This is a genomic window from Jeotgalibacillus soli (genome assembly GCF_000829435.1).
Taxonomy (GTDB): Bacteria; Bacillota; Bacilli; order Bacillales; family Jeotgalibacillaceae; genus Jeotgalibacillus; species Jeotgalibacillus soli.
On the sequence record NZ_JXRP01000006.1, the window covers coordinates 264,934 to 287,874 of the forward strand.

General features: G+C 41.2%; 20 protein-coding genes and 2 riboswitches. Of the genes, 12 read left to right on the forward strand and 8 right to left on the reverse strand.

The features are described 5' to 3' along the window. Nucleotides 1–6: 6 nt before the first annotated feature. A complete protein-coding gene (locus KP78_RS02130; RefSeq protein WP_052474479.1) occupies nucleotides 7–2,280 on the reverse strand; it encodes a ribonucleoside-diphosphate reductase subunit alpha in 2,274 nt (757 codons plus the stop codon). Nucleotides 2,281–2,608: 328 nt separating this feature from the next. Further along, nucleotides 2,609–2,789, reverse strand: a riboswitch (cobalamin riboswitch). A gap of 417 nt (nucleotides 2,790–3,206) precedes the next feature. After that, nucleotides 3,207–3,316, forward strand: a riboswitch (TPP riboswitch). Between the two features lie 109 nt (nucleotides 3,317–3,425). On the opposite strand from KP78_RS02130, the gene thiD reads away from it, so the two are divergent. Genes thiD through thiE form a run of 3 tightly spaced genes read left to right on the forward strand, consistent with a single transcriptional unit; the run spans nucleotide 3,426 to nucleotide 5,678 of the window. Then, nucleotides 3,426–4,241, forward strand: a complete 816-nt coding sequence (thiD, locus tag KP78_RS02135) for a bifunctional hydroxymethylpyrimidine kinase/phosphomethylpyrimidine kinase (protein ID WP_041086110.1) — start codon at nucleotides 3,426–3,428, stop codon at nucleotides 4,239–4,241. Beyond that, entirely contained in the window at nucleotides 4,234–5,046 is an 813-nt protein-coding gene (thiM, locus tag KP78_RS02140) for a hydroxyethylthiazole kinase (protein ID WP_041085862.1), read from the forward strand. Before thiD ends, thiM begins: the two co-directional genes overlap by 8 nt. Beyond that, nucleotides 5,043–5,678: a thiamine phosphate synthase gene (gene thiE, locus KP78_RS02145; protein ID WP_041085864.1), complete on the forward strand. Its 636-nt coding sequence runs from the start codon at nucleotides 5,043–5,045 to the stop codon at nucleotides 5,676–5,678. The genes thiM and thiE overlap by 4 nt, the downstream gene beginning before the upstream one ends. 160 nt (nucleotides 5,679–5,838) lie before the next feature. On the opposite strand, the gene mscL is transcribed toward thiE, so the two are convergent. Both mscL and KP78_RS02155 read right to left on the reverse strand, forming a co-directional pair. Continuing rightward, complete coding sequence (gene mscL, locus KP78_RS02150) at nucleotides 5,839–6,219, reverse strand: large conductance mechanosensitive channel protein MscL (protein WP_041085866.1); 381 nt, start codon at nucleotides 6,217–6,219, stop codon at nucleotides 5,839–5,841. Nucleotides 6,220–6,377: 158 nt separating this feature from the next. Beyond that, nucleotides 6,378–6,707, reverse strand: coding sequence for a CHY zinc finger protein (locus tag KP78_RS02155; protein WP_041085867.1), 330 nt, complete (start codon nucleotides 6,705–6,707; stop codon nucleotides 6,378–6,380). Nucleotides 6,708–6,880: 173 nt separating this feature from the next. Here KP78_RS02155 and KP78_RS02160 point away from each other — a divergent pair, with 173 nt between their 5' ends. The 4 genes from KP78_RS02160 to KP78_RS19860 all read left to right on the forward strand — a co-directional run bounded on the left by KP78_RS02160 (nucleotide 6,881) and on the right by KP78_RS19860 (nucleotide 11,339). Continuing rightward, nucleotides 6,881–8,626, forward strand: coding sequence for a sensor histidine kinase (locus tag KP78_RS02160; protein WP_041086112.1), 1,746 nt, complete (start codon nucleotides 6,881–6,883; stop codon nucleotides 8,624–8,626). Between the two features lie 4 nt (nucleotides 8,627–8,630). Further along, nucleotides 8,631–9,356 carry a LytR/AlgR family response regulator transcription factor gene (locus KP78_RS02165; protein ID WP_041085869.1) on the forward strand — a complete coding sequence of 242 codons (726 nt, stop codon included), beginning with the start codon at nucleotides 8,631–8,633 and terminating at the stop codon, nucleotides 9,354–9,356. A 127-nt stretch (nucleotides 9,357–9,483) separates the two neighbouring features. After that, complete coding sequence (locus tag KP78_RS02170) at nucleotides 9,484–10,947, forward strand: carbon starvation CstA family protein (protein WP_041085870.1); 1,464 nt, start codon at nucleotides 9,484–9,486, stop codon at nucleotides 10,945–10,947. 230 nt (nucleotides 10,948–11,177) lie between these two features. Next, on the forward strand, nucleotides 11,178–11,339 hold the full coding sequence (locus KP78_RS19860) for a hypothetical protein (protein ID WP_157841423.1): 162 nt from the start codon (nucleotides 11,178–11,180) through the stop codon (nucleotides 11,337–11,339). A gap of 94 nt (nucleotides 11,340–11,433) precedes the next feature. Here the strand turns inward: KP78_RS19860 and KP78_RS02175 are convergent, their stop codons facing one another. The 4 genes from KP78_RS02175 to KP78_RS02185 form a co-directional block, all read right to left on the reverse strand. After that, on the reverse strand, nucleotides 11,434–12,591 hold the full coding sequence (locus tag KP78_RS02175) for an AI-2E family transporter (RefSeq protein ID WP_041085872.1): 1,158 nt from the start codon (nucleotides 12,589–12,591) through the stop codon (nucleotides 11,434–11,436). Between the two features lie 72 nt (nucleotides 12,592–12,663). Next, nucleotides 12,664–13,032 carry a GNAT family N-acetyltransferase gene (locus KP78_RS18910; protein WP_084219628.1) on the reverse strand — a complete coding sequence of 123 codons (369 nt, stop codon included), beginning with the start codon at nucleotides 13,030–13,032 and terminating at the stop codon, nucleotides 12,664–12,666. 65 nt (nucleotides 13,033–13,097) lie between these two features. Continuing rightward, the gene (locus tag KP78_RS02180; protein ID WP_041085873.1) at nucleotides 13,098–13,409 is read right to left on the reverse strand and encodes a GNAT family N-acetyltransferase; all 312 of its coding nucleotides are present in this window, start codon (nucleotides 13,407–13,409) and stop codon (nucleotides 13,098–13,100) included. A 315-nt stretch (nucleotides 13,410–13,724) separates the two neighbouring features. After that, complete coding sequence (locus KP78_RS02185; protein WP_041085874.1) at nucleotides 13,725–15,254, reverse strand: BCCT family transporter; 1,530 nt, start codon at nucleotides 15,252–15,254, stop codon at nucleotides 13,725–13,727. 182 nt (nucleotides 15,255–15,436) lie between these two features. Between KP78_RS02185 and KP78_RS02190 the strand changes: the two genes are divergently transcribed. Beyond that, nucleotides 15,437–16,036, forward strand: coding sequence for a class I SAM-dependent methyltransferase (locus KP78_RS02190; RefSeq protein ID WP_041085876.1), 600 nt, complete (start codon nucleotides 15,437–15,439; stop codon nucleotides 16,034–16,036). On the opposite strand, the gene KP78_RS02195 is transcribed toward KP78_RS02190, so the two are convergent. After that, nucleotides 16,029–16,547, reverse strand: a complete 519-nt coding sequence (locus KP78_RS02195; protein WP_041085877.1) for a DNA topology modulation protein — start codon at nucleotides 16,545–16,547, stop codon at nucleotides 16,029–16,031. The two genes, KP78_RS02190 and KP78_RS02195, sit on opposite strands and share 8 nt — an antisense overlap. Before the next feature lie 315 nt (nucleotides 16,548–16,862). Between KP78_RS02195 and rsgA the strand changes: the two genes are divergently transcribed. The 4 genes from rsgA (at nucleotide 16,863) to KP78_RS02215 (ending at nucleotide 22,919) form a co-directional block, all read left to right on the forward strand. Further along, nucleotides 16,863–17,942, forward strand: coding sequence for a ribosome small subunit-dependent GTPase A (rsgA, locus tag KP78_RS02200; protein WP_422723687.1), 1,080 nt, complete (start codon nucleotides 16,863–16,865; stop codon nucleotides 17,940–17,942). A 9-nt stretch (nucleotides 17,943–17,951) separates the two neighbouring features. After that, on the forward strand, nucleotides 17,952–18,560 hold the full coding sequence (locus KP78_RS02205; RefSeq protein WP_052474480.1) for a uridine kinase family protein: 609 nt from the start codon (nucleotides 17,952–17,954) through the stop codon (nucleotides 18,558–18,560). A 1,161-nt stretch (nucleotides 18,561–19,721) separates the two neighbouring features. Further along, nucleotides 19,722–20,738: a LacI family DNA-binding transcriptional regulator gene (locus KP78_RS02210; protein ID WP_041085879.1), complete on the forward strand. Its 1,017-nt coding sequence runs from the start codon at nucleotides 19,722–19,724 to the stop codon at nucleotides 20,736–20,738. 72 nt (nucleotides 20,739–20,810) lie between these two features. Then, nucleotides 20,811–22,919: an amylo-alpha-1,6-glucosidase gene (locus KP78_RS02215; RefSeq protein WP_041085881.1), complete on the forward strand. Its 2,109-nt coding sequence runs from the start codon at nucleotides 20,811–20,813 to the stop codon at nucleotides 22,917–22,919. The last annotated feature ends 22 nt before the right edge of the window (nucleotides 22,920–22,941 follow it).

Sequence of the window (22,941 nt, forward strand, 5' to 3'; positions counted from 1 at the left end):
TCCTCCTTAGCTTTGGCAGCTTTCACAAGCTTCGATTGCTTCCACATCTGAAGTCGAGCGAACATAATAAGTCGTCTTTAATCCGGATTCCCATGCATGGTGATGTAAATCAAGCAGTTCTTTCGCCTTAATATCGTTTCGTACATAAAGGTTAAAGGAGATTGCTTGATCGATGTGCCGCTGACGCTTAGCATTTTGACGAATACTCCAGTGTTGATCAAGTAAATACACAGACTGATAGTACCACGTCGTTTCAGGGCTTAAGTCAGGCGCTGTTACAGGAATACGGTAGTCTTTTTTCTCCTCAGAATATTGTTTGCGGAAAATTGGATCAATACTTGCTGTAGAGCCAGCGATAATCGATGTCGATGAATTTGGAGCAACAGCCATCATGTAGCCATTACGTACGCCGTTCTCAGCTACCTGCTCACGCAGCTCATCCCAGCGGTTAGATGTATAGCCGCGTTTTGTGAAATATTCCCCTGTCTGCCAGTCAGAACCCTCAAAGACAGGATAGGCTTCTTTCTCCTTCGCAAGATTCATACTTGCTTCCACTGTTAAATAAGCAATCTCTTCATACAAATCGTCACAATAATTTACTGCTTCGTCACTTTCCCAGCGAATGCCCTTTTTCGCTAGAAGATGATGCCAGCCGAATGTACCTAAGCCGACACTGCGATATTTTCTATTCGTGATGCCCGCTTGAGGAACAGGCAGTGTATTTTGGTCAATGACATTATCAAGCATGCGTACCTGGATTTGCACAAGCCGCGGAAGTACGTCTGCGAAAACGGCACGAGCCAGCGAGATAGAGGAAAGGTTGCATACCACAAAGTCACCAGGTGATTTAACCGTAATGATCGAACCGTCTTTTACATATTCCTCCGTCATCGTCGTTGCGCTCATATTTTGCATGATTTCTGTGCAAAGATTACTGCAATATACCATTCCCTTGTGCTGATTTGGGTTCATGCGATTAACCGTATCGCGGTAAAACATATACGGCGTACCGGTTTCTAATTGAGAAATCATGATGGATTTCATAATGTCAATGGCTGGAACTGTGCGGCGCGACAGGACGGGATGATCCACACATTCCTGGTATTTATCCCGGAAGCTCCCTTGTCCTTCCTGCTCATCAAAATAATCCTCTAATGAATACCCCATAACCTGACGAACTTCATGCGGATCAAATAAGTGCCATTCAGATCTGTTTGCAACAGCTTCCATAAATAAATCAGGAATGGTAACACCTGTGAAAAGGTCATGCGTACGTAAACGCTCATCTCCATTGTTTAACCGGACGTCTAAGAAAGAGAAAATATCTTTATGCCAAACGTCCAAGTAAACAGCAACAGCTCCTTTTCTTTGTCCGAGCTGATCGACGCTGACAGCCGTATTATTCAGCTGCTTCATCCAAGGGATCACGCCTGAAGAGGTTCCTTTAAACCCTTTAATATCACTGCCTCGGGAGCGGATTTTCCCTAGGTATACACCAATGCCGCCTCCGTTTTTGCTTAATGTGGCAATGTCCGTGTTGGAATCGTAAATACTGCGCAGATCATCCTCTACGGTATCAATAAAACAGCTGGAAAGCTGACCGTAGCTTTTTCCTGCATTTGACAAGGTCGGTGTTGCGACTGTCATATAAAGATTCGATAAAGCCCAGTAGGCTTCTTTAACAAGCCCAATCCTTCTATTCTTTGGTTCCTGCATCATCAAGGTCATCGCGATGACCATAAAACGCTCCTGCGGAAGCTCGTACACTTCTTTCTCACGAGACTTTGTTAAATAGCGATCTGCTAATGTCACAAGACCGATGTATGTAAAAAGCTGATCTTTTTCTGGCTCAATGAAGCTTCCGATCTGCTCAATCTCCTCATCCGAATAGGAATCTCTTAATCGCGCTGTATAAAGATTCATATCCGTAAGAGTATGAACTAATTGAACAAATGAGCCATATGGTTGGCCTGGATCATGTCCGCGTGATTGTGCTGCTTGATCATACAAGCGGTCACGTAAAAGCTCAGCTGCGACAAACGTCCAATCTGGTTCTTCAATGGAGATGCCGTCTAATGCTGCTAAAATCATGAGCTGCGTTGCTTGGTGGAGCGTGTAGTCTTGTTTATGCTCCAGCTGCTGCGTAATTTTTTCCACTATTGGTGCAGCGTTCAAGGCAGGGAAGCGTTCCGTTTTGGTAGAAAAGTAATTTGTCAGTTGTTCTGTCGTCCAATTGTGGAGAGTGTGGTAGGCAGATACAGAGATTGTTGTTGATTTCATCATTTATCCTCCATTCATTTTTGAAAATAATACTGTTAAATTTACCTGTTGATTTCAGCTTAAGGCGCTCGCTTTCCGCAGGCGGTCCGGGAGACTCCTCGGCTCATGACGGGCCTTCGGGGTCTCCCTTTCACTCGCTTCTCTAAGCAGGAGTCTCAAGCCCTCCGCTCCAATCAATCTAGTGCCAAACTCAACAATGATCTTTAACATAGCTTTGAAAATAAAAAAGTCCACCTTTGGAGGTGAACGCAGGATGGATAAAAGAAATAGGCAGATGCAAATAGATCCTATTGCTTCCTCATCCTACCTTCTCACCTCCCGAAGAAGATAGCACGTTATTGAATAGATCGGTCTCCTGACTTATGCTTTACGACGATTCAAGTCCCTTCCCATGATGACATCACAGTGGCTCGACAAGTTTCTATGCATTTACAGTTGCGGGTACAGTTCTGGATTCACACCAGATTCCCTATTATGCCTTACTCGGCACCTATTCAAGTGGAATGTACTATATATAGTGTTATTGGTTTTATCTTCATACTAAATATGGTGTTTAGTATAATTGATTCTTCCCGATCTGACAATCTTTAATCCTATTGAATTTTGGGAAATAAATAAAAGATATGACTAATCTTGTCGTTTTAAAGGGAAATAAATAAAAATTTATTTTTGATATCTGCATTGACAGCCCATGTTTAATAGGATTATTAAATTCGTGGAGAAAAAAGGAATGGAAATAACATTTGTCATACTCAAATCAGCTTTATTGAGGGAAAATAAACTGAAAAACGTTTAATGATGTAAAAGTCTACGTTATTAATTGGTTAATGTCATTTTTAGAGAAGACATCGTGTTTCTCTTCTCCTATTAAGCATTTGATTGACAGTATCCATTCTGACTTGATATGTTGTATATAATTTCATTCTTTCATCCACTAGGGGTGCCGTTTTGGCTGAGATAGTCTACTAATTGCAGACTTGTCCCTTTGAACCTGATCTAGATTACACTAGCGTAGGAAATGTGGAGTCGGTTCTGTTAATTTATGATGTTAAGACAGCCACTCCTTGTGATCACAAGGAGTGGCTTTTTTGATGATGGAGAGTAGTATTAAAGAAATTTTTTATCCAAGTGAGGAGGAAATAAAAATGAATCGATTTCCGGTTGCATTAACGATTGCAGGAACGGATCCAACGGGTGGTGCAGGGATACAGGCGGACTTAAAAACATTTCAGGAGCTTGAGGTGTATGGAATGTCAATCCTCACTTCCGTTGTTGCTCAAAATACTCAAGGTGTTTCTGATATCCACCATTTGCCTCTATCCATGCTTGCGGCACAGCTAGAGAGCGTGTTCTCTGATATTCAGCCTCATGCAATCAAAACGGGTATGATTGCAACTGCAGAAATGATGGAGATTGTCGCAAGCCGTATAAAAAGTAAACAAACGCAGTACATAATGGACCCTGTGATGGTGGCAACCAGCGGGCATCATTTAATTGATGAGCAGGCTGTTGCCAGCTTAAAGGAATCACTGCTGCCGCTAGCAACCGTCGTTACGCCTAATCTTCCAGAGGCCGAGGCGCTGACAGGTTCTCCGGTGAAGACAGTTGATGATATGAGAGAAGCGGCAAAGGTCATTGTTCATGATCTTGGAGCCGGTTCAGTTGTGGTGAAGGGAGGTCATATGGAAGGAGATGCATTTGACTTGTTTTATGATGGCTTTTCCTTCCATGAATTGATTACGCCAAGAATTAATACCCGTCATACGCACGGAACCGGCTGTACGTTCTCTGCGGCTATTGCAGCGGAACTGGCTAAAGGGTACACACTGCTTGATGCAGTAAAAACGGCAAAGCAATTTATTCAGCTGGCAATTGAGCATACATGGGGCCTTGGAAAAGGAAATGGTCCAACGAACCACATGGCTCATCGCCGGGTAAAAGGAGCAGCAAAAAATGATTGAACAATTAAAAGGAATGCTTGATCAAGTAAGAGAGAAACAGCCTTTAATCATGAATATTACCAATCAAGTGGTGATCCAGCAGACAGCTAACGGACTGCTTGCCTTGGGTGCATCCCCGGTGATGTCGAGTCACCCTGAAGATGCTAGAGAACTTGCACAGGTGGCAGGGGGTGTTCTACTCAATATAGGAACCCTGCAGGAGGCGCAGCTTGAAACACTGCTTGAAGCTGGTAAATCAGCGAATAAGGCCGGCATTCCGGTCGTGCTGGATCCAGTTGGGGCCGGAGCAACCTCGTATCGAACGAATGCAGTGAACAAAATTCTCTCAGAAGTAAAGATAAGTGTACTGCGGGGGAATGGAGGAGAGATAGCGGCTGTAACGAATCAGCATTGGGGAATGAAGGGCGTGGATTCCGTCGGCCAAGGTGACGTGGTTCAATTAGCCAAAAATGCCGCAAAGCAGCTTGACATGATCGTTGTCGTAACGGGTGAAAAAGACGTAATTTCAAGTCCTTCACGCACCCTTATAACAGAAAATGGTACGGAGATGCTAACCAGAATAACAGGTGCTGGCTGTGTGCTGGGCTCTGTTATAACAGCATTTTTAGCAGCAAATCGTGAAAGCGATCCTATAGAAGTATGTACCGCCGCTGCTTCCTTTTACAGTGTAGCGGCTGAAAAGGCGATGGAAAGAAAGCCGAAAGGTCCGGGAGATTTTGAGTTTTATTTCCGAGATGCATTGTATGAGCTCTCAGAGGCAGAGTGGATAAAGCAAGGGATTGTAACGGAAGGCGGTACAGTATGACAAAGATAAAAGATCAGCTCGGACTATATTTTATTATGGGCAGTCAAAACTGTCTGCATGATCCGATTTGGACGCTTGAAGAGGCGATTCAAGGAGGCATCACCTGCTTCCAGTTTAGAGAAAAAGGAACGGGGTCTTTTCAGGGGCAAGAAAAGCTTGAACTGGCAAAAGCGCTGCAATCGCTTTGTCAAAAAAATAAGCTGCCGTTTATCGTCAATGACGATCTTGATTTAGCAGATCAGCTGGGTGTTGATGGGGTTCATGTAGGGCAGGATGATGAGCATATTAGTATTGTCCGAAAAGCATTTCCAAAAGCCATTCTTGGACTATCAGTAAGCCGCGCAGATGAAGGTCTGGCCGTCAGTGAAACAGAAGTGGATTATTTAGGGATCGGTCCTATTTACTCTACCTCTACAAAAGAAGATGCAAAGCATGCGATCGGGCCAGAAGCCGTGCGCCTTTTGCAGCAAGCGGTTCCTGCTATTCCCCGCGTTGCGATTGGAGGAATTAACCAGGAGCATGTCACAGAGCTGATGCAGAGTGGAGCGGATGGTGTTGCCGTGATTTCTGCAATCAGCCAGGCAAATGATCCAAGATCAGCTGCTCGGGCATTTGTTTCAAAATTATTTTAAAATCGGGATTGAATTATACGTTATAGCTCTAGAAGACTCTCTTTACTTAAAAAAGAAAGCTAAAGAGGGTCTTCTTTTACTTGTATTCAATCCTTTTGCTGTGTGAATCGCTGAGATGGAAAAAGCTCCTGCTTATCTTATATAACAGGAGCTCTTTCCATTATTTTGCCTCATTTTGTTTTAATAGATCACGAATTTCCCTCAAGATCTCGATTTGAGGATCAGGGATTGGGACGGCTTCTTTTTCTTCTTCTTTACGTTTAAAGCGATTCAGCAATTTTACGAATAGAAAAATAGCAAAGGCTATGATAATGAAATCAACGACAGCTTGAAGAAAGACGCCATAAGAAACGGTTGCCCCTCCAATAGACAATTCGAGACTAGTAAAGTCGATCCCGCCAACTAAGATTCCAACAAGAGGCATAATAATGGTTTCAACGAGTGCAGTAACGATTTTTCCGAAAGCGGCACCGATGACGACTGCAACAGCAAGGTCCAGTACATTTCCTCTCAACGCAAACTCTTTAAACTCTTTCATCATGCTTCAGCACCTCCTCATATAACGATAATTATAAAATAGAAAGGTGAGGAGTTATTGTATCATTTGGAGTGATTTATTGAAAAATATCCAAAAAACATGTTTTTTCGACAACCTCCTCGGTAGGTTTTAATGTCGGTAATTATCTATCCGCCGTATCATTAAACCTCAAAATAAAAATGCTTATGCAAACTGCATCCGGGATTAAAGGCTGCTTCACATTGTGGACATGTTGATTGGCAATTTAGGTATTCATCAATTGAAAGCTCCGAACCGCATGATCCGCATAAAATAGCTTTTTCATGAAACTCCTTCATTGGCCATACTGCATACTTACCGCAGCCATCTTCTTTATGACACTCAACGCATGGAAAATAGTTTTTGCAGCAGTAAAACTTAATAGCAATGATGTCTTTTACAGAGTGGTAATGTGTACAGCGAGTTTCATCATCAATGACAGGTCCGTATACTTCTATTCCTTTACAGTTCATTGTCAAGCTCCTTCTCAATGAATAAAGTTAGAGACATCATACCATACCGTGCGCAGTTGACATACACCTGCTATAATGCTTGAAGAAGAAAGTATGATAGCGTTACCATTCGTTAATTAAGCGTTTGTAGAATTTTAGAAAAAATAGAGGTGAGCAAATTGCTCGTATTATCCATGATTGAACGTCTAGGCATTATTGTTACGGTTGCCTTTGTGTTAACAAGAGTTTCTTTCTTTCGCCGTTTGCTGGATCAACAGGCTGTCATTGATCGCAGGCAGCAGCTTTGGCTTGTCATCATTTTTGGCTGTTTTGGCATTATTGGAACGTATATGGGGCTGGTTATAAACCCGATTGAAAATTCCATTGAACGCTGGACTAGAGTGCTTGGTGAAGATGAAGCGATTGCTAATTCCCGCGTTCTTGGCATTGTCGTAGCAGGCTTGCTTGGAGGTTGGAAAATTGGTGTTTCAGCCGGGATCATCGCAGGTGTTCATCGAATATTTCTAGGGGGATTTACTGGGATTGCTTGCGGTGTGGCAACCATTATTGCAGGGGTCATTGCAGGGATTGTAGCGAAGCGTCAACAAAAAGACGGAATGGTTACGCCCCAGGTTGCATTTATTGTGGGCGGTGCAGCTGAAGCTGTTCAAATGCTCGTTATTTTAGCTGTGGCAAAACCTTTTGATAAAGCAATGGCACTTGTTCAGGATATTGGCCTTTCGATGATTGCAGCCAATGCTTTAGGTACAGCTCTCTTTATTTTAATCATTCGAAGCGTTGTACAGGAGGAGGAAAAAATGGGGGCAGTACAGTCGCAAAAAGCGCTGCGTATTGCCAATTCCACTCTTATTCATATGAGAAAAGGATTAACTGGGGTTTCTGCTTCGGCTGTATGCGCTATTTTGTATAAAGAAATCCCATCGTTGGCTGTGTCCATAACGGATCGAGATCATATTTTATCTCATATTGGAAAAGGAGAGGATCATCATAGACCAGCACACGATATTCGGACGGAAGCAACACGAAAGGTGATTGAGAATGGTCAAGGAATGACTGTAGGAAAAAAAGCTATCCAGTGCAATGAGAAGAATTGCCCTCTTCATGCGGCTGTGATTGTCCCTCTTAAGCAGCAAGAGGTTACAGTCGGGACGCTTAAAGTGTATTTTCAGTCAGTGCGTGATATTTCTCCCATAATGATGGAGCTTATTCAAGGACTATCTACATTACTTAGTCAACAGCTTGAAATAGCAGAAGGAGAGAAGCACCGGGCATTAGCAAAGGAGTTGGAAATCAAAGCATTGCAGGCGCAGGTAAGTCCTCATTTTTTATTTAATGCCATGAATACGATTGTTTCATTGATACGTACAAATCCGGCTCATGCTCGAAAGCTTCTCATAGCATTATCTTCATTTTTTCGACAAAATCTTGCAGGATCAACGAAATCATTTTCAACCTTAAAGGAAGAAGTAGACCACGTGAAATCCTATTTATCAATAGAAGAAGCAAGATTCCAGGATCGTTTAAATGTTTTGTATGATTTGGACGAAGAGGCTCTTTCAGCAACGGTCCCTTCTATGACTCTGCAGCCTTTAGTAGAGAATTCAATCAAACATGGATTAAAATCGAAATTGGGTGACGGTGTGCTGCAGTTATCAATCCAACAAAAAGATTCCTTTGTACAGGTTATGGTTCAAGATAATGGGGCAGGTATACCGAAGGAAAGGCTGCAGCAATTAATGACACAGCAGGTGGAATCGGAAAGCGGCACAGGTATTGGACTATATAATGTAAATGAGCGTTTAAAAAAAATGCTGTCTGAGAATGCCGCGTTGAACATTCGTTCATCAGCAGGTGAAGGGACAAGCATCACCTTTAAAATAACTAAAAATCAACCAAATATAATAGAAGGAGCGGGATAAGCAAATGGGATTAAAAGCTATTGTCATTGATGATGAGCCCTTTAGCAGACAGGAGTTAATTTACTTGCTGGGAAACCATCAGGAAATTACGGTAATTGCTGAGGCCAGCTCCGCAGAACAAGGTCTTGAGCAAATATTAAAATTTGAACCAAATGTACTTTTTCTTGATATTGAAATGACAGGTATGAATGGAATTGAACTCGCAAAAACGCTCCAAAAGCTTAAGCAGCCGCCCGTAGTTATTTTTGCTACAGCCTACCCCGATTACGCCGTTAAAGCATTTCGGCTGGAGGCTGTTGATTATTTGCTAAAGCCTTTTGATGAAGAACAAATAGCAGAAACGGTTCAACGACTTATCCAACTGGATAACCGAGAGAAGGTCAATCAATCCAAAGCATCAGCCGGGAAATTGGCTGTCCAGCTTGAAGATCGAATTTCATATGTAAATCCAAAGGATATCATCTATATTTACCGTGAAGGAAGGGATTCATATCTAGTAACAGAAAGCGGCACTTTTACTTCCAAATTATTGTTAAAAGAGCTTGAACAGAAGCTTTCTCCCTATTCTTTTTTTCGTGTTCATAAAGGATATATTATTAATACAGAAAAGGTAGAAGAGCTTGTGTCTTGGAGTACAAGTGTTTATCAGCTTAAATTAAAAAATGTAGAAGAACAAATTCCAGTGAGCAGAAATTATGTAAAGGAGCTGCGAGACCATTTGGAACTATAGCTGTGCTTGTTAGTCATGATTTTTCACCTTTTAGTTCGAATTTTCCTCCTGATAATCCGAATATGTCCAAAATATGACCTTAATCGTTATAGTGAAAGCGTATTCATTAAATGAAGGAGGAACTTATGTGATTACCTTTCTCGTATCTATTGCGATTTTAATTATCGGTTATTTTACGTATGGCAAATTTGTAGAAAAGGTTTTTGGTGTAAAAGAGGAACGGTTGACGCCGGCTTATACAAAAGCTGACGGCGTCGATTATGTTCCAATGAAAACATCAAAAAATTCATTGATACAGCTTCTTAATATCGCAGGGGTCGGCCCGATTTTTGGCCCGATAATGGGTGCGCTTTACGGTCCAGTTGCATTTATTTGGATTGTTGTTGGCTGTATTTTTGCCGGTGCGGTTCATGATTATTTAACAGGAATGATCTCTATTCGTAATCGTGGAGCTCATTTACCGGAGCTTGCGGGTAAGTTTCTAGGAAAGGCATTTAAGCATGTCGTAAATGCGTTTGCTATTCTTTTATTAATTCTTGTTGGTACGGTGTTTGTAACAGCGCCTGCAGCACTTATTGCGGATCTTACGCCGGCTTGGGTTTCGATGGGCGTGATCGTGACACTCATCTTTATTTATTATATTGCCGCAACGATGCTGCCAGTAGATAAAATCATTGGCCGTCTTTATCCGATTTTTGGTGCATTGCTGCTTATTAGTGCATTGGGGGTTGGCGGTGCACTTGTCGTACAGGGAGCTCCAATTCCAGAAATTTCACTAGAAAACATGCATCCTGGTGGTCTTGCAATTTTCCCTCTATTATTCCTAACCATTTCATGCGGTGCTTTATCTGGTTTCCATGCAACGCAGTCACCGATTATTTCAAGAACGACACAAAAAGAGAAACAAGGACGTAAAATTTTCTATGGAATGATGATTCTTGAAGGGATTATCGCCATGATTTGGGCTGCAGCAGGTATGGCGATGTTCAGCGGACAAGAACTAAATGACATTCTTGGGCCGGGCGGACCGGGGCCTGGAGCTGTTGTTAGTCAAGTATCGATTGCAGCACTTGGAGCAATCGGAGGTACACTGGCTATTCTTGGGGTTATTGTTTTGCCCATTACTTCGGGTGATACAGCATTTAGAAGTGCGCGTATGATCATTGCTGACTATCTCAATGTAAAACAAAAGAAAATTTTAAGCCGTCTTTGGATTGCAGCTCCTTTGTTTGTGATCTCGGTTGCATTAACGCAGATTGATTTTAACTTGCTATGGAGATATTTCTCTTGGGCAAATCAGTCTACAGCCATGATCGCATTATGGGTTGGAGCGATGTATTTGGCGCTTCAAAGAAAGAATCACTGGATTGCCGTTGTACCGGCCGTCTTTATTACAATGGTCACATTCACCTATATTTTAAATGCTGAAATTGGTTTCCGTTTACCGATCCTCTATTCATATATAGGCGGTGCACTTATTACGATGGTCATTATCGTCACTTACTTTGTTGCTGTTCGCAGACGACTTGAAGCAAGTGAAGCTGGAATACGACCCATTCACGTGGATGATGATTTTGAAAAAACTGCTTAATAGGCCATTCAAGGCTGTCTTCTCAGTGAAAGAGAAGGCAGTCATTTTTTATGCCCATTTTAAAAGCATCCATTCTTTCAGTTGGAAGGAGATTGCATCATAATAAAGGTGTGAAGGATCGATCGTTTGGGTATTATAAAGAGTAGACTAGATGTGTCAACTGCTCCGCCTTAATAATTCAGAATATTCGTTGTATTTATTTGGGAGAGTAGTAAGGAAGGCGGTTGTGCATGGTAATTACGGACTGGATCTTTATTGTTGTAAGTGTCATTTGGATGATGGAATTTATCTGTTTTCGCAATCGAAATGTGAGTGGGACTGATTCACAGGAAAGACGCTCCTTCTCGTTTATGATGGATCCTTTAAATACAGTGGCAGATGGAACAAAATAGCATTTAAACATGAGCCTTCCGTTGTATCAGGTACTTCATAATAAAAGACAAGAAAAAAATCTGTGATGAAGCAGAGCGGCTTCATCACAGATTTTTATTGTATCTTTTCATATGGCTCTGCTGCATATTTATTGTATCTTCTTCTAAACAAGAAATAGATGTGTGTAACGATAATCTTTAATAGGGCATAGCCTGGAATCCCTAAAACAACCCCAACTACACCAAACAAATGACCGGCAGTTAACAGGACAAAAATGATGGTAATAGGATGGATGTGTAAATTTTTTCCCATAATCTGCGGTGAAATGAGTTTGCCTTCCAATAGCTGTACGACTGTCCATACAATGACTAATTTCACAAGCATAAATGGCGAGGTGACGATGGCAATAATTATAGCTGGTGTAATGGCAATGATTGGCCCGAGATAGGGAACGACACTGGTTACCATTGCAATGGAAGCGAGTAAAAGAGCGTAATCCATTCCGATGATCAGGAACCCGATGTAAATCATGACGCCAATACAGAAAGCAACCATTAGCTGCCCTTGAATATACGAGCTTAGCTGACGATCCATTTGTTTTAGCAAATCTGCTGTGTCCTCACGCATCGATGGAGGTAAAAGTTTAATTACATAGCGAGGGAGCTTTTCCCCGTCCTTTAATAAATAAAAAAGGATGAAAGGGAAGGTAACGAGCCCAAGAACAAAGTCTGTAATCGTTGAAATCAAGCTAGTAACACCCGTTAGCGTTTGGTTAAATACATTTGATACACTTTCAGGAAGTGATCGAATTAAATCATTTGATTCCAAAGAAAAATCCTGAAAATATGTATTTAATACGGAATTATTTACGAAATTGTTTATACTTTGAATCATCTGATTTAAATAATTCGGAAATTCCATGATTAAATTTTCAAATTGAGTTCGTAAAAACGGAACGATCGCAACAATTATGATTGTAATTAACCCTGCAAGAAATAGGAATATGATTAAAATTCCCCAAACACGCGGAATCTTTGCTTTTTCCAGCAGACGTAATATTGGCCTAAGCAAATAAAATGCGATTAAAGCCAGAACAACGGGGAAAACAACCGTTTGTACAAAAACAATAATTGGTGCAAAGATAAACGAAATGTAAGAGTAAACCCAAATGGTAAACCCTAATAAAAGGATAAGAAGGATTAAGAAGAGGATATTTTGTCCTCCTAAAAATCGAATAAAAGGGGTAGAAAAATTAAATTTTGGCTTTTCCACTTAAATCTCCCTCCAAGGCTTTACATCGACCAAAGTACGTACTATATATTGTCCACCTAATAAAAAAAGATGTCAAGAATGAGAGGGGTTAGCCCGGTAATCATAGTAATCCTGTGCGTGATAGACGATAAATCCACAAGATTTATACAAATTTAATGTATGCTCATGATCCGCATGAATTTCTAAATGAATATTCCTATTTGACTTTGATTCAATCTCAAGAACCTGCTGCAGGGCACTGCGTCCGATTCCTCGTCCTTGATATTCCGGCAAAATAGCAAAGCCGTATATCCACAGGAGCTTCCCGATTTGCTGAACACGCAGCTTTTCAACCGCTTTCTCTTTCGATTCTACAATATAAAAAGACTGTCCGCTCTCTTTTTGAGTCTTGCGCCAAAAGAACTCTGGGTCTTCTTTTGACAGATGAAAGGCTTCTATGATCTAATTGGATTTCAATAGATCGATCCTTTGGAGCTGCTTTTCTAATTGTTGCCTGGTCAGTCGGTTCAAAGAATTTTTCTTCCCACTTCATCTGGTATTCTGTAAATGTATATGAACAGGAGATTTTTTTCAAAAACACTTTTCCCGAGCCGAGTATGATGCGCGGGACAATTCAATAAAATCCGTTCGCTTTTTTTCATGGACAGCTGTTCCGTGGCATATGTAAAAAGCTCTGTAAAAATCCCTTCTCTGCGGTAATCAGGGTGAACCATTCCGCATACTTTTGTTGTCCTTCCAAATGAGTATAAACCGAAAAAGCCAGTTGATTTTTTCTCCCGATGCGACTGTGGGATGGATGACCTCTTTGGATGATCCAACGAGAGCTACTCCTCGTTCAGCTTTAGCTGAATATCATCATGTTTCTCGCAAATTTCTTTTAACTCTGCAAGGTGGTGTCTTTCTTTGTCAGATAGCATATTCCCACTCCTTGAACATTCAATTGCTGCATAATGTTAGCGGTTATAATAGAAGCTCACTTTCAATTTCTATTATGACAGGGATAGGAAATCTTGACGCGTGAGGCTAACAAATTATTCAATAAAATAATGAATTTAAATGTGGTTTACAAACGATACATCGAGAAACATAAAGCGGACAGTCCCTCTGTTTTACCAGGGACTGCCCGTAATCTTTTAGTCTATTGTTTTATTTCTCTTCTGTCTTGGAAACTCTTTTCGCAAAAGTTTAAATAGAGTGTAGACCATTAAAATTAATATAATTGTAAACGGTAGAGCGGATACGAGAGAGGCGGTTTGCAAGCCTTCTAAACCGCTTGCAACTAATAAAACAGCAGCAATGGAACCGATCAGAACGCCCCAAACAATACGTACGAACATTGAAGGATTTATGCTTCCGCCTGTCGTCATACTGCTAATAATATAAGTAGCAGAATCCGCGGAGGTAATTAAAAAGGTCAATATTAGAAGAATCATGAATAAGGAAGTGATCATGCTTAATGGAAGCTGATCAAAGGTTACAAATATAGCACTTGTTACATCATTATTAACTGCTTCTGCGATAGATGTGCCATTAAATAAATCGAAATGAAAGGCTGTTCCTCCAAAAACGGCAATCCATAAAAGAGCGATAGCTGGCGGCACGATCAAAACGCCGACAATAAATTCTCTAATCGTTCTCCCCCGTGATACTCTCGCTATAAATGCTCCTACAAAAGGCGACCAGGCAATGGCCCAAGCCCAATAAAAAACGGTCCAATCATATATCCATGTTCCGCCTTGATAAGGGGTTAAACGAAGACTGTAACGAATAAAATTTGTTAAATAATCCCCCAAGCCTAGAGTAAATGTTTCTAGTATAAAGATAGTGGGCCCAGTGATAAAGACAAAAAGCATAAAGGCAAGGGCGGCAGCAAGATTAAAATTACTTAACCATCGAATCCCTTTATCAATTCCTGTTACAGCTGAAGTGAGGAATAGTGCGGTTAAAACAATCATAATGATAACCTGTACCTGCGGTGTATTAGGCACACCCAATACATTGTTCAGTCCGCCATTAATTTGTAAAACGCCTAAGCCAACTGATGTAGCAACCCCCATAACGGTTGCGATAACAGCGAAAATATCAATAGATTGATTAAGTGTGTTTTTATAACGTCTTTCTTTGATTAGCGGGGATAAGCTTGTTGAAATTAGTCCGTTTTCTTTTTTTCTAAATTGAAAATAAGCAATAATTAATCCGACGATTGCAAATACAGACCATTGACTGACTCCCCAGTGAAAAAATGAATAGCCCATAGCAAGCCTTGCTGCTTCTTCTGTTAACGGTTCTGTTGATTGATAGGGTGTATTGAAGAAATGACTCATTGGTTCTGCAACTCCCCAGAAAACGAGCCCAACCCCGAAACCTGCTGAAAACAACATGCCGATCCAAGTGAAAAATGGATATTCAGGCCGTTCATCATCACCGCCGAGGCGAACCCGACCATAACGGGTTAAAGCAAGAAATAAAAGGAAGAGAACGAAAATAAATACAGATAAGAGGTAAAGCCAGCCAAAGGAACGGGTAGTAAATTTAAATGCAGCATTAGCACCTGCAGCAAATAAAGAAGGTGCTAATGCACCGATTAAGACAAGAATTCCAACCACAATGGAGGAAATCCAAAATACCCGATTTAATGATCTTTTTTCCGATGAATTTTTCATGTGTGCTCCTTTCTTGTGTAGACGCAGGATAAATTACCTACCAAACTTTGTATCTTATTTCCCTATTTGAAAAATAAATAAACGAAAGAATAAAGGAGTTTTTATAAATATGATGCCGGGGTATAAAGAGAAAGATAAGTGAAATTAAAGCAGCTATGTCCTGTATTGAGGGGGAGAAAAGCATGAAAGTACCTTTTTTTCATCAATTTAGCCGGCCAAAGGGGATATTAGGAAGGTTTGCTGGAGCGATTATGTCTCTAGAAAACAGAAAGCTGAATGTATGGACAATCGGCTGTTTGGATCTTGTGGCAAATGATCGCGTGCTAGAAATCGGCTATGGTCCTGGATTTGCGATGAAACGAATGCTTGAAGGCCATAAGAACCTATATGTCGATGGAATTGATTCTTCAGAAGTCATGTTCAACCAGGCAGCCAACCGTATTAAACCGTTTATTCAAAGTGGGCGCGCCCGTGTTATTCAGGGCAAAGTAGAGCATCTATATTTACCATTATCTCATTATGATAAAATCCTTTCTGTTAACAACTACACAATTTGGGGTAACCGAAAGCATGCTCTTTCTTGTTTATATGGTGCTTTAAAGGAAGGCGGGAGAATTGCAATAACGATACAGCCAAGAGAAGATACAGCAAGCCCGACAATGACAAAAATGATGGCCAGTGATCTCTATCATTCCTTAGAAGAGGCTGGCTTCACTCGCGTCTCGATTTCCTATCGCAGAATTTTTCCCGAGCTTGCTGTATGTGCAGTAGGATTTAAATAGAGGAAGGTCTCATCTGTTGAAGCCATTTTTTTGTTTCTTTTGGAGAAGATAAAATAATGATGTTTTTTTCATTTTTTAAACCCTCAAGCTTATTAAAAATTCGGGGAGCCTTTTGATCGGGATAATGCCAAATCCAGCGCAGGAAATCAAGATCCAATTTTTCTGGACAGCCCTCTCCCATATCAGGTCTTGTTTTACCATGATAGGTAATTCTTCTTTTGATAGCTCTTGCTAGACATAACCAGCGAGAATAGTTAAGAAAGATCACAGTATCTGCCTCTTTTATTCGAAGGTCCATCGTTGAACCGAAGTTTCCATCCATAATCCATTGCTCTTTTTTCATGATCCCAAGCAATTTTTCCTGGAAATATGATTTTAACGATGGAGTCCAGCCTGGATTCCAAAATAATGCATCCAAATGATAAACGGGGATTTGCAATTGTTCTCCTAATTGTTTTGATAAAGTAGATTTTCCAGCTCCACCTGAACCGATAATAATAATTTTCTGCATGAAGGTGTCCCCCTTATTAATTCAGCATAGAATAAGTTTATCAAAGATAAGAGCGTTGTAAAAAGTAATTTACAAATGATTTCCTTTTAGACTATAATAACAATCAAATAGATGGAAAGGGTGATGTGTCATGAAAAAGCTAAATGAATGGTTCATTGTTGATTCGTGTATACAACCCGTATGGTCTTTGCGCCATCCATAAGTGGATCGTTTGTCTTGTTTTGCCTGTTTTTTGCATGCATAAACAGTGAATCCGCGGGTCTGTGTACACACAGTCCGCGGATTTTTCATGTTTAAAAACAGGAGGAAACTACATTGATACAACAAAATAAAATGAGTCAGCTTCAACAATTAGGATGGAATGAGGCATGGCAACAAAAAGCAAATGAAATTCGTGCCGATCATCTAGAACCGGCAAGAGTCATTGTAGAGCATAAACGATTATATCGAGTTCTAACAGAAAAAGGAATTCTGCTTGGTGAGGTATCCGGCAAATTCAGGCATCACGCTGTTCTCCGCGAGGATTATCCTGCAGTTGGAGACTGGGTCATGATTGATGCGCATTTTGATGAAGAAAAGGCAGTTATCCATCATATCCTGCCAAGAGTATCCGCTTTTTCTAGAAAAGCGGCAGGGCATACGACGGAGGAACAGATTGTTGCTGTAAACGTTGATACTGTCTTTCTCGTTATGGCGCTTAATCAGGATTTTAATGTCCGGAGAATCGAGCGTTATCTCGTTTCTGCATGGGAGAGCGGAGCCAATCCTGTCATTGTTCTGTCAAAAGCCGATTTATGTGATGAAATCGAAGTGCGTCAGCAGGAAGTCAATGTTGTTGCCATGGGTGTACCGATCATTACTTGCAGCGTTAAAGAACAATTTGGGCTGGAGCAGCTGGCTTACTATATAGGTGAGGGAGTGACCGCTGCTGTAATGGGTTCCTCTGGTGTTGGGAAATCGTCCATTATCAATGTTCTTCTCGGTGAAGAGCGGATGCTGACGCATGGAATCCGTGCTGGTGACGATAAAGGAAAGCATACAACGACGCATCGGGAGCTATTGCTGCTGCCGGGTGGAGGGGTCATTATCGATACCCCTGGCATGAGAGAGCTTCAGCTTTGGGAGTCGGATGAAGGACTGCAGCAGGGGTTTATGGATATTGAAGAGCTTGCTTTTTCATGCCTTTATCGGGATTGCAGACATGAAAACGAACCGCACTGTGCCGTAATAGAAGCCATCGAGAACGGGAACATGCAGAAGGAAAGGCTTAACAGCTACCGGAAATTGCAAAAGGAGCTCGCTTATATGGAAAGAAAATCAAATAAGCGTGAACAGCTGCTTGAGAAGAAAAAATGGAAGAAAATCAGTCAGTATCAAAAGAAGCATCGTTATTGAGGTGAAGAGATGACAAATACCCATTATTTCTCGAATAAAAAAGAAGCTTCTTGGATCAATCAAATAAAACAACAAGCTGAAAGCAACGAAATTGTACTGATTGGTATTGATGGAGGAGGAGGGGCTGGAAAAAGCACCTTCGCACGAAAAATACAAGAACAAATTAACGACGTAACGATCATCCATAAAGATGACTTTTATTTGTCGAAAGGAAGAGAAATGAAAGAAAATCCGGAGCTTCAACCAATCGGAGCAGATTATGACTGGAGACGTCTTGAAGAACAAGTGCTCAAGCCGCTTTCCAACGGTCATTTTGCTCGCTACCAGCGATATGACTGGGATTTTGATAAACTTGCCGAATGGTATGAGGTAAAGGCATCCGGTGTTATTGTCGTTGAAGGAGTTTACGCTACACGTCCTGAGCTGCATGTTTATTATGATTGGACAGTGTGGATTGATACACCAAAATTAACTCGATTGAATCGTGGAATTGAGCGGGACGGCGAGCAAGCAAGGTCGATGTGGGAGCTCTACTGGATGAAGCAGGAGGACCGCTATTTTGAACAGATTCGACCGTTCGAAAAGGTAGATTTGCGAATTTCTGGTCAGGACGATTGAGCTGTTTTTAGTAAGTCATATGCCGATAGGGGCATATGGCTTTTTTTAGTTGTTTTATGCTAACCACTGCAATTTAATATGAAACCTCTTTGCAATTACATCGTATAGTTAATTAAAGGAATAGGTGGTAAATATGGGATTAAAAAGAATAGTAACCTTTCTCATGTTAGGTTTGTTCTTCCTGTTTTCAGGCTGCATTCTCTCCTTCAGAAGAAGTTTGGCATCCATTGCAAATAGGACTATATTGTCTATGGGCAGGGTGAAATGACTGCTATTGAAGAAGGAGCAAAATTGCTTTATCCGTTTTTTCGTTTGAGCAGTCTGTTTTCTCTAACCTCTTAACGCGTATAACAAGCCGTTTACCATTGAAAATAGAGGATTTGTAGAATCAAGCTGTATGAAGGATTTTTTGAATGAGTTATTAACGCTAGCCGTTTGGGGGATTATTACCTTTGTATTTGATTTAGGAATCATTGAAGCTGATTAAGCATTTTCATTCTTATTTTTAACGCTTTTATTGATTCAAATTGTGCTTCCTGCAGCTATCTTAAAAGGTGAAGCAGGAAATCATTATTTATCTCGTCTCAGCAGATGGAAGTGTTTTTTTACTGTGTTTGGGGTAATGTCTGTTATTTTTCAGTCTGGAGCCACCTCCTTTCTTCCGTATCCAGATGTCATCATTGATGTGACCGCCATTACCAAATTGATAAGAAGTTGATCTGCTGTCTCAACTTTATCCGTTAAGACTTGTGTAGTAACAATGATGTTAATCCTCTTAACGATCCGTTCTCCTTTTTCTGAGTATTTTCATGTAGCAGTGAGTCCGAATAAAGAAGAAGAGCTGAACGCCTGCCATCATATGTGTTTCCTCTAGGTATTCCAATATATACTTGTCAGGGCTGATCAAGGAGCTTCCTTTTTTGGTGCTACTCACATTGCTGCGATGCTCATTACCCCTCACTCGGTAACTCCGCTTTTCGCAAGGCTTCGTGCCTCAAAAGAAAAGCACTTGCAAACTAGTCTAAAGAGATAGTAACGTTAATTTGTCTACAAATGGAGTTAGAGAAAATTTTGTGTTTTTTGAAAAATAATATTGCAATCGTTTTCATTATGAACTATAATTCAAAACATCAGATCCGAAACGTTTTGGAGGAATGAAATATGGTGACGATAAAAGATCTAGCAAAGCATACCGGTGTGTCCGTCACAACTGTTTCAAGAGCACTAAACGGCTATTCGGATGTGAATGAAAATACCAGAAAGAAAATTATGGAAGCAGCGCGATTGTTGAATTATTCACCGAATACATTGGCGCGCAGCCTGGTGATGAAAAAATCAAAAACCATCGGAATGTTAATATCCGGATTTTTACGAGAAAGTGTGAAAGATAATTTTCTAATGGATGTAATGGCCGGTGTTCATGATTTTGCTGCTCAAACAGATTACGATATTGTAATTTTTAACACGAATTCTTCAAAACAGCGGGAAAAAACATATGCCCAGCTCTGTAAGGAGCGCCAGGTAGACGGGGTCATTATTCAAGGGATTCGAACAGATGACCCGTATTTACTCGAGATTGTGGAAGGGGATATCCCTTGTGTTTTAGTGGACATTCCTCTCATTGGAAAGTGGGCAGGCTACGTGTCAACGGATAATATCGCAGGGGCGAGCCAAGTAGCCAATTATCTTGCTGATCAGGGACATCGATCCATAGGGATGATTAATGGACATGACTTTGCTTTTGTCAGCCAAGAGCGGTTTACCGGCTTTCAAAAAACGTTAAACAAGCGGGGAATTACTTTTGACTCAAGCAGAGTTGAAAATGGAAATTTCTCTGAACAGGGCGGTGCAGAAGCGGCACTTCGTCTACTCGAAAAGGATCCAACGATCACAGCTGTTTTTTGTGCAAGTGATTTAATGGCCATCGGTGCAATGAATGCGCTTACGTCGAAAGGGATTAGAATTCCAGAAGATATATCTATCGTTGGCTATGATGATATTCTCCTGTCACGTTATGTACGACCAGCCTTAACGACAGTGTCTCAGGATACTCATGGATTAGGCTCTGCAGCAGCTAAAATGCTGATTAATATGCTGGACCATGAAGGCCAGCCGCAGCAGGCAACCGTTCCGCATGAATTTATCGAACGCTCCTCAAGTAAGCGGTTAAATAGATGACGCAAGTAGAACTTGAGGTTTTTTTTAGAAAAAATCCGAAACGTTTCGGATATTTATTGGAGATGATGCCAGGTGAATTATCGAGTTATTAAGGAAAATGATTTATTTCTATTAACAGATGAAAAAGGAGATATCGTTGGAAATCATCCTTATGAGCTTGGGCTTTATACGAGAGATACTCGATTTTTAAGCTCATTTAAACTATTGATCAATGGAGAGACACCGGTTGGCCTTCATTCAGATGGCGGAGAAAATTACCGCTCTCGAATCTTATTGACAAATCCTCACCAGGAGGATGAGAACGGTCTGAAATTATGGAGAGAATCCATTGAACTTGAAAGAAACCGCTTTATTCAAGACGGAGTACTATACGAAACGATAAAAGCAACGAGCTATTTTCCTAAGCAGGTATCGTTTACGATTGCACTCGAAATGGATGCAGATTTTACAGATATGTTTATCGTTCGCGGATTCCAAAATGGCAACACAGGAACACGTCAGGACACCACATTTTCATCCAACGGCATGAATTTTACATATCAAGGTGCAGATGATATCGCGAGGTCAACAAAGATTGAATGGAATGAGCCTCATAAAGAAGTGAGAGAAGGATATGTTGCTTTCGAATGGACGCTCGATCACAAGCAGTCAAAAGAAGTGACGGTCACAATTGAGCCATTACACGACAGGGAATCAAGCAAGGTGGAGGAACCTCAAAAAGCGCTTGCTGCGCTTCACCAGTCTTATGACGAGTGGAACCGTAAGCTGCCAACTGTAAGCACGGATCTAAAAGAGCTTGAACAGCTTGTAAAACGCGGGACCGATGATTTACGAGTGCTGCTGACAGATGTCGGATTTGGTTCATTCCCTGTAGCTGGACTTCCATGGTTTGGCGTTCCGTTTGGCCGCGACAGTTTAATCGCAGCCTTGCAGCTGCTTCCATTCAATGCAGAGGTTGCAAAAGGCACATTGAAAACGATGGCTCATTATCAAGGAACAAAGGTAGATGCATGGCGAGACGAACAGCCAGGAAAAATCATGCATGAAATTCGCTATGGGGAGCTTGCGAATACGAATCAAATTCCGTTTGCTCCATATTACGGCAGCGTTGATTCAACTCCACTCTTTTTAATGCTGTTGGTGGAGTACGTAAACTGGACAGGAGATCTTGAACTGTTCAAAGAGCTTCAAGAAAATGTAAAACGAGCGCTTAAATGGATTGATGAATACGGTGACAGAGACGGTGATCTATTCGTTGAATATCACCAGGAAGCATCAAAGGGAATTGCCAACCAAGGCTGGAAGGATTCTGGAGATTCTGTTGTCCACCGAAACGGCGACTATGCTCGTTCACCAATCGCATTAAGCGAAGTGCAGGGTTATGTTTACCAGGCCAAAACAGGTATTGCTTCTGTGTATCGCACACTTGGAGAGAGCATAAAGGCTCAGGAATTGGAAACAGCTGCAGAAGAATTAAAGGCTGCTTTTAACGAGGCATTCTGGATGGAGGACATTGGTTTTTATGCCATTGCATTAGATGAGCATAAAAAACAAGTTGGTACGATTACATCAAATCCAGGCCATTTACTTCTATCCGGTATTTTAACTGAAGAACGAGCTAATCGTGTGTCAGCTGTAATGGTCAGCGATGAGATGTTTTCAGGCTTCGGAATTCGCACAATGGCGGTTGGAGAAGCAGGCTATAACCCGATGAGCTACCATAATGGCAGTGTTTGGCCGCATGACAACAGTATGATTCTTTTAGGAATGGGGAAATCGAATCATCAGGAAGAAATGAAAACGGTTGTTCAAGGGCTCATTGATGCATCGAAGCATTTCGAGTATAGCCGCTTACCAGAACTGTTCTGTGGATACAATTCTTCGATAAATAAAGTAGTTCCTTATCCGGTTGCTTGCTCACCGCAAGCATGGGCAGCGGGTACGCCGTTGACATTTATCCAGACGCTTTTAGGTCTGTTCCCGGACAGTTTGAATAAAAAGATTCAATTGCAGCCGACATTGCTGCCAGGGATGAATGAATTACAGGTGGACAATGTGCGGATCGGCAATGGCATTTTATCCGTTGAAGTAACACGACAAGGTGATAAGCTTGCCGTCAAGATCACGGAAAACACAACAGGATTTGAGATTGATCAATTTTCAATTATAACAGCATCATAATAAATGAGATGGGGGAGAAAAA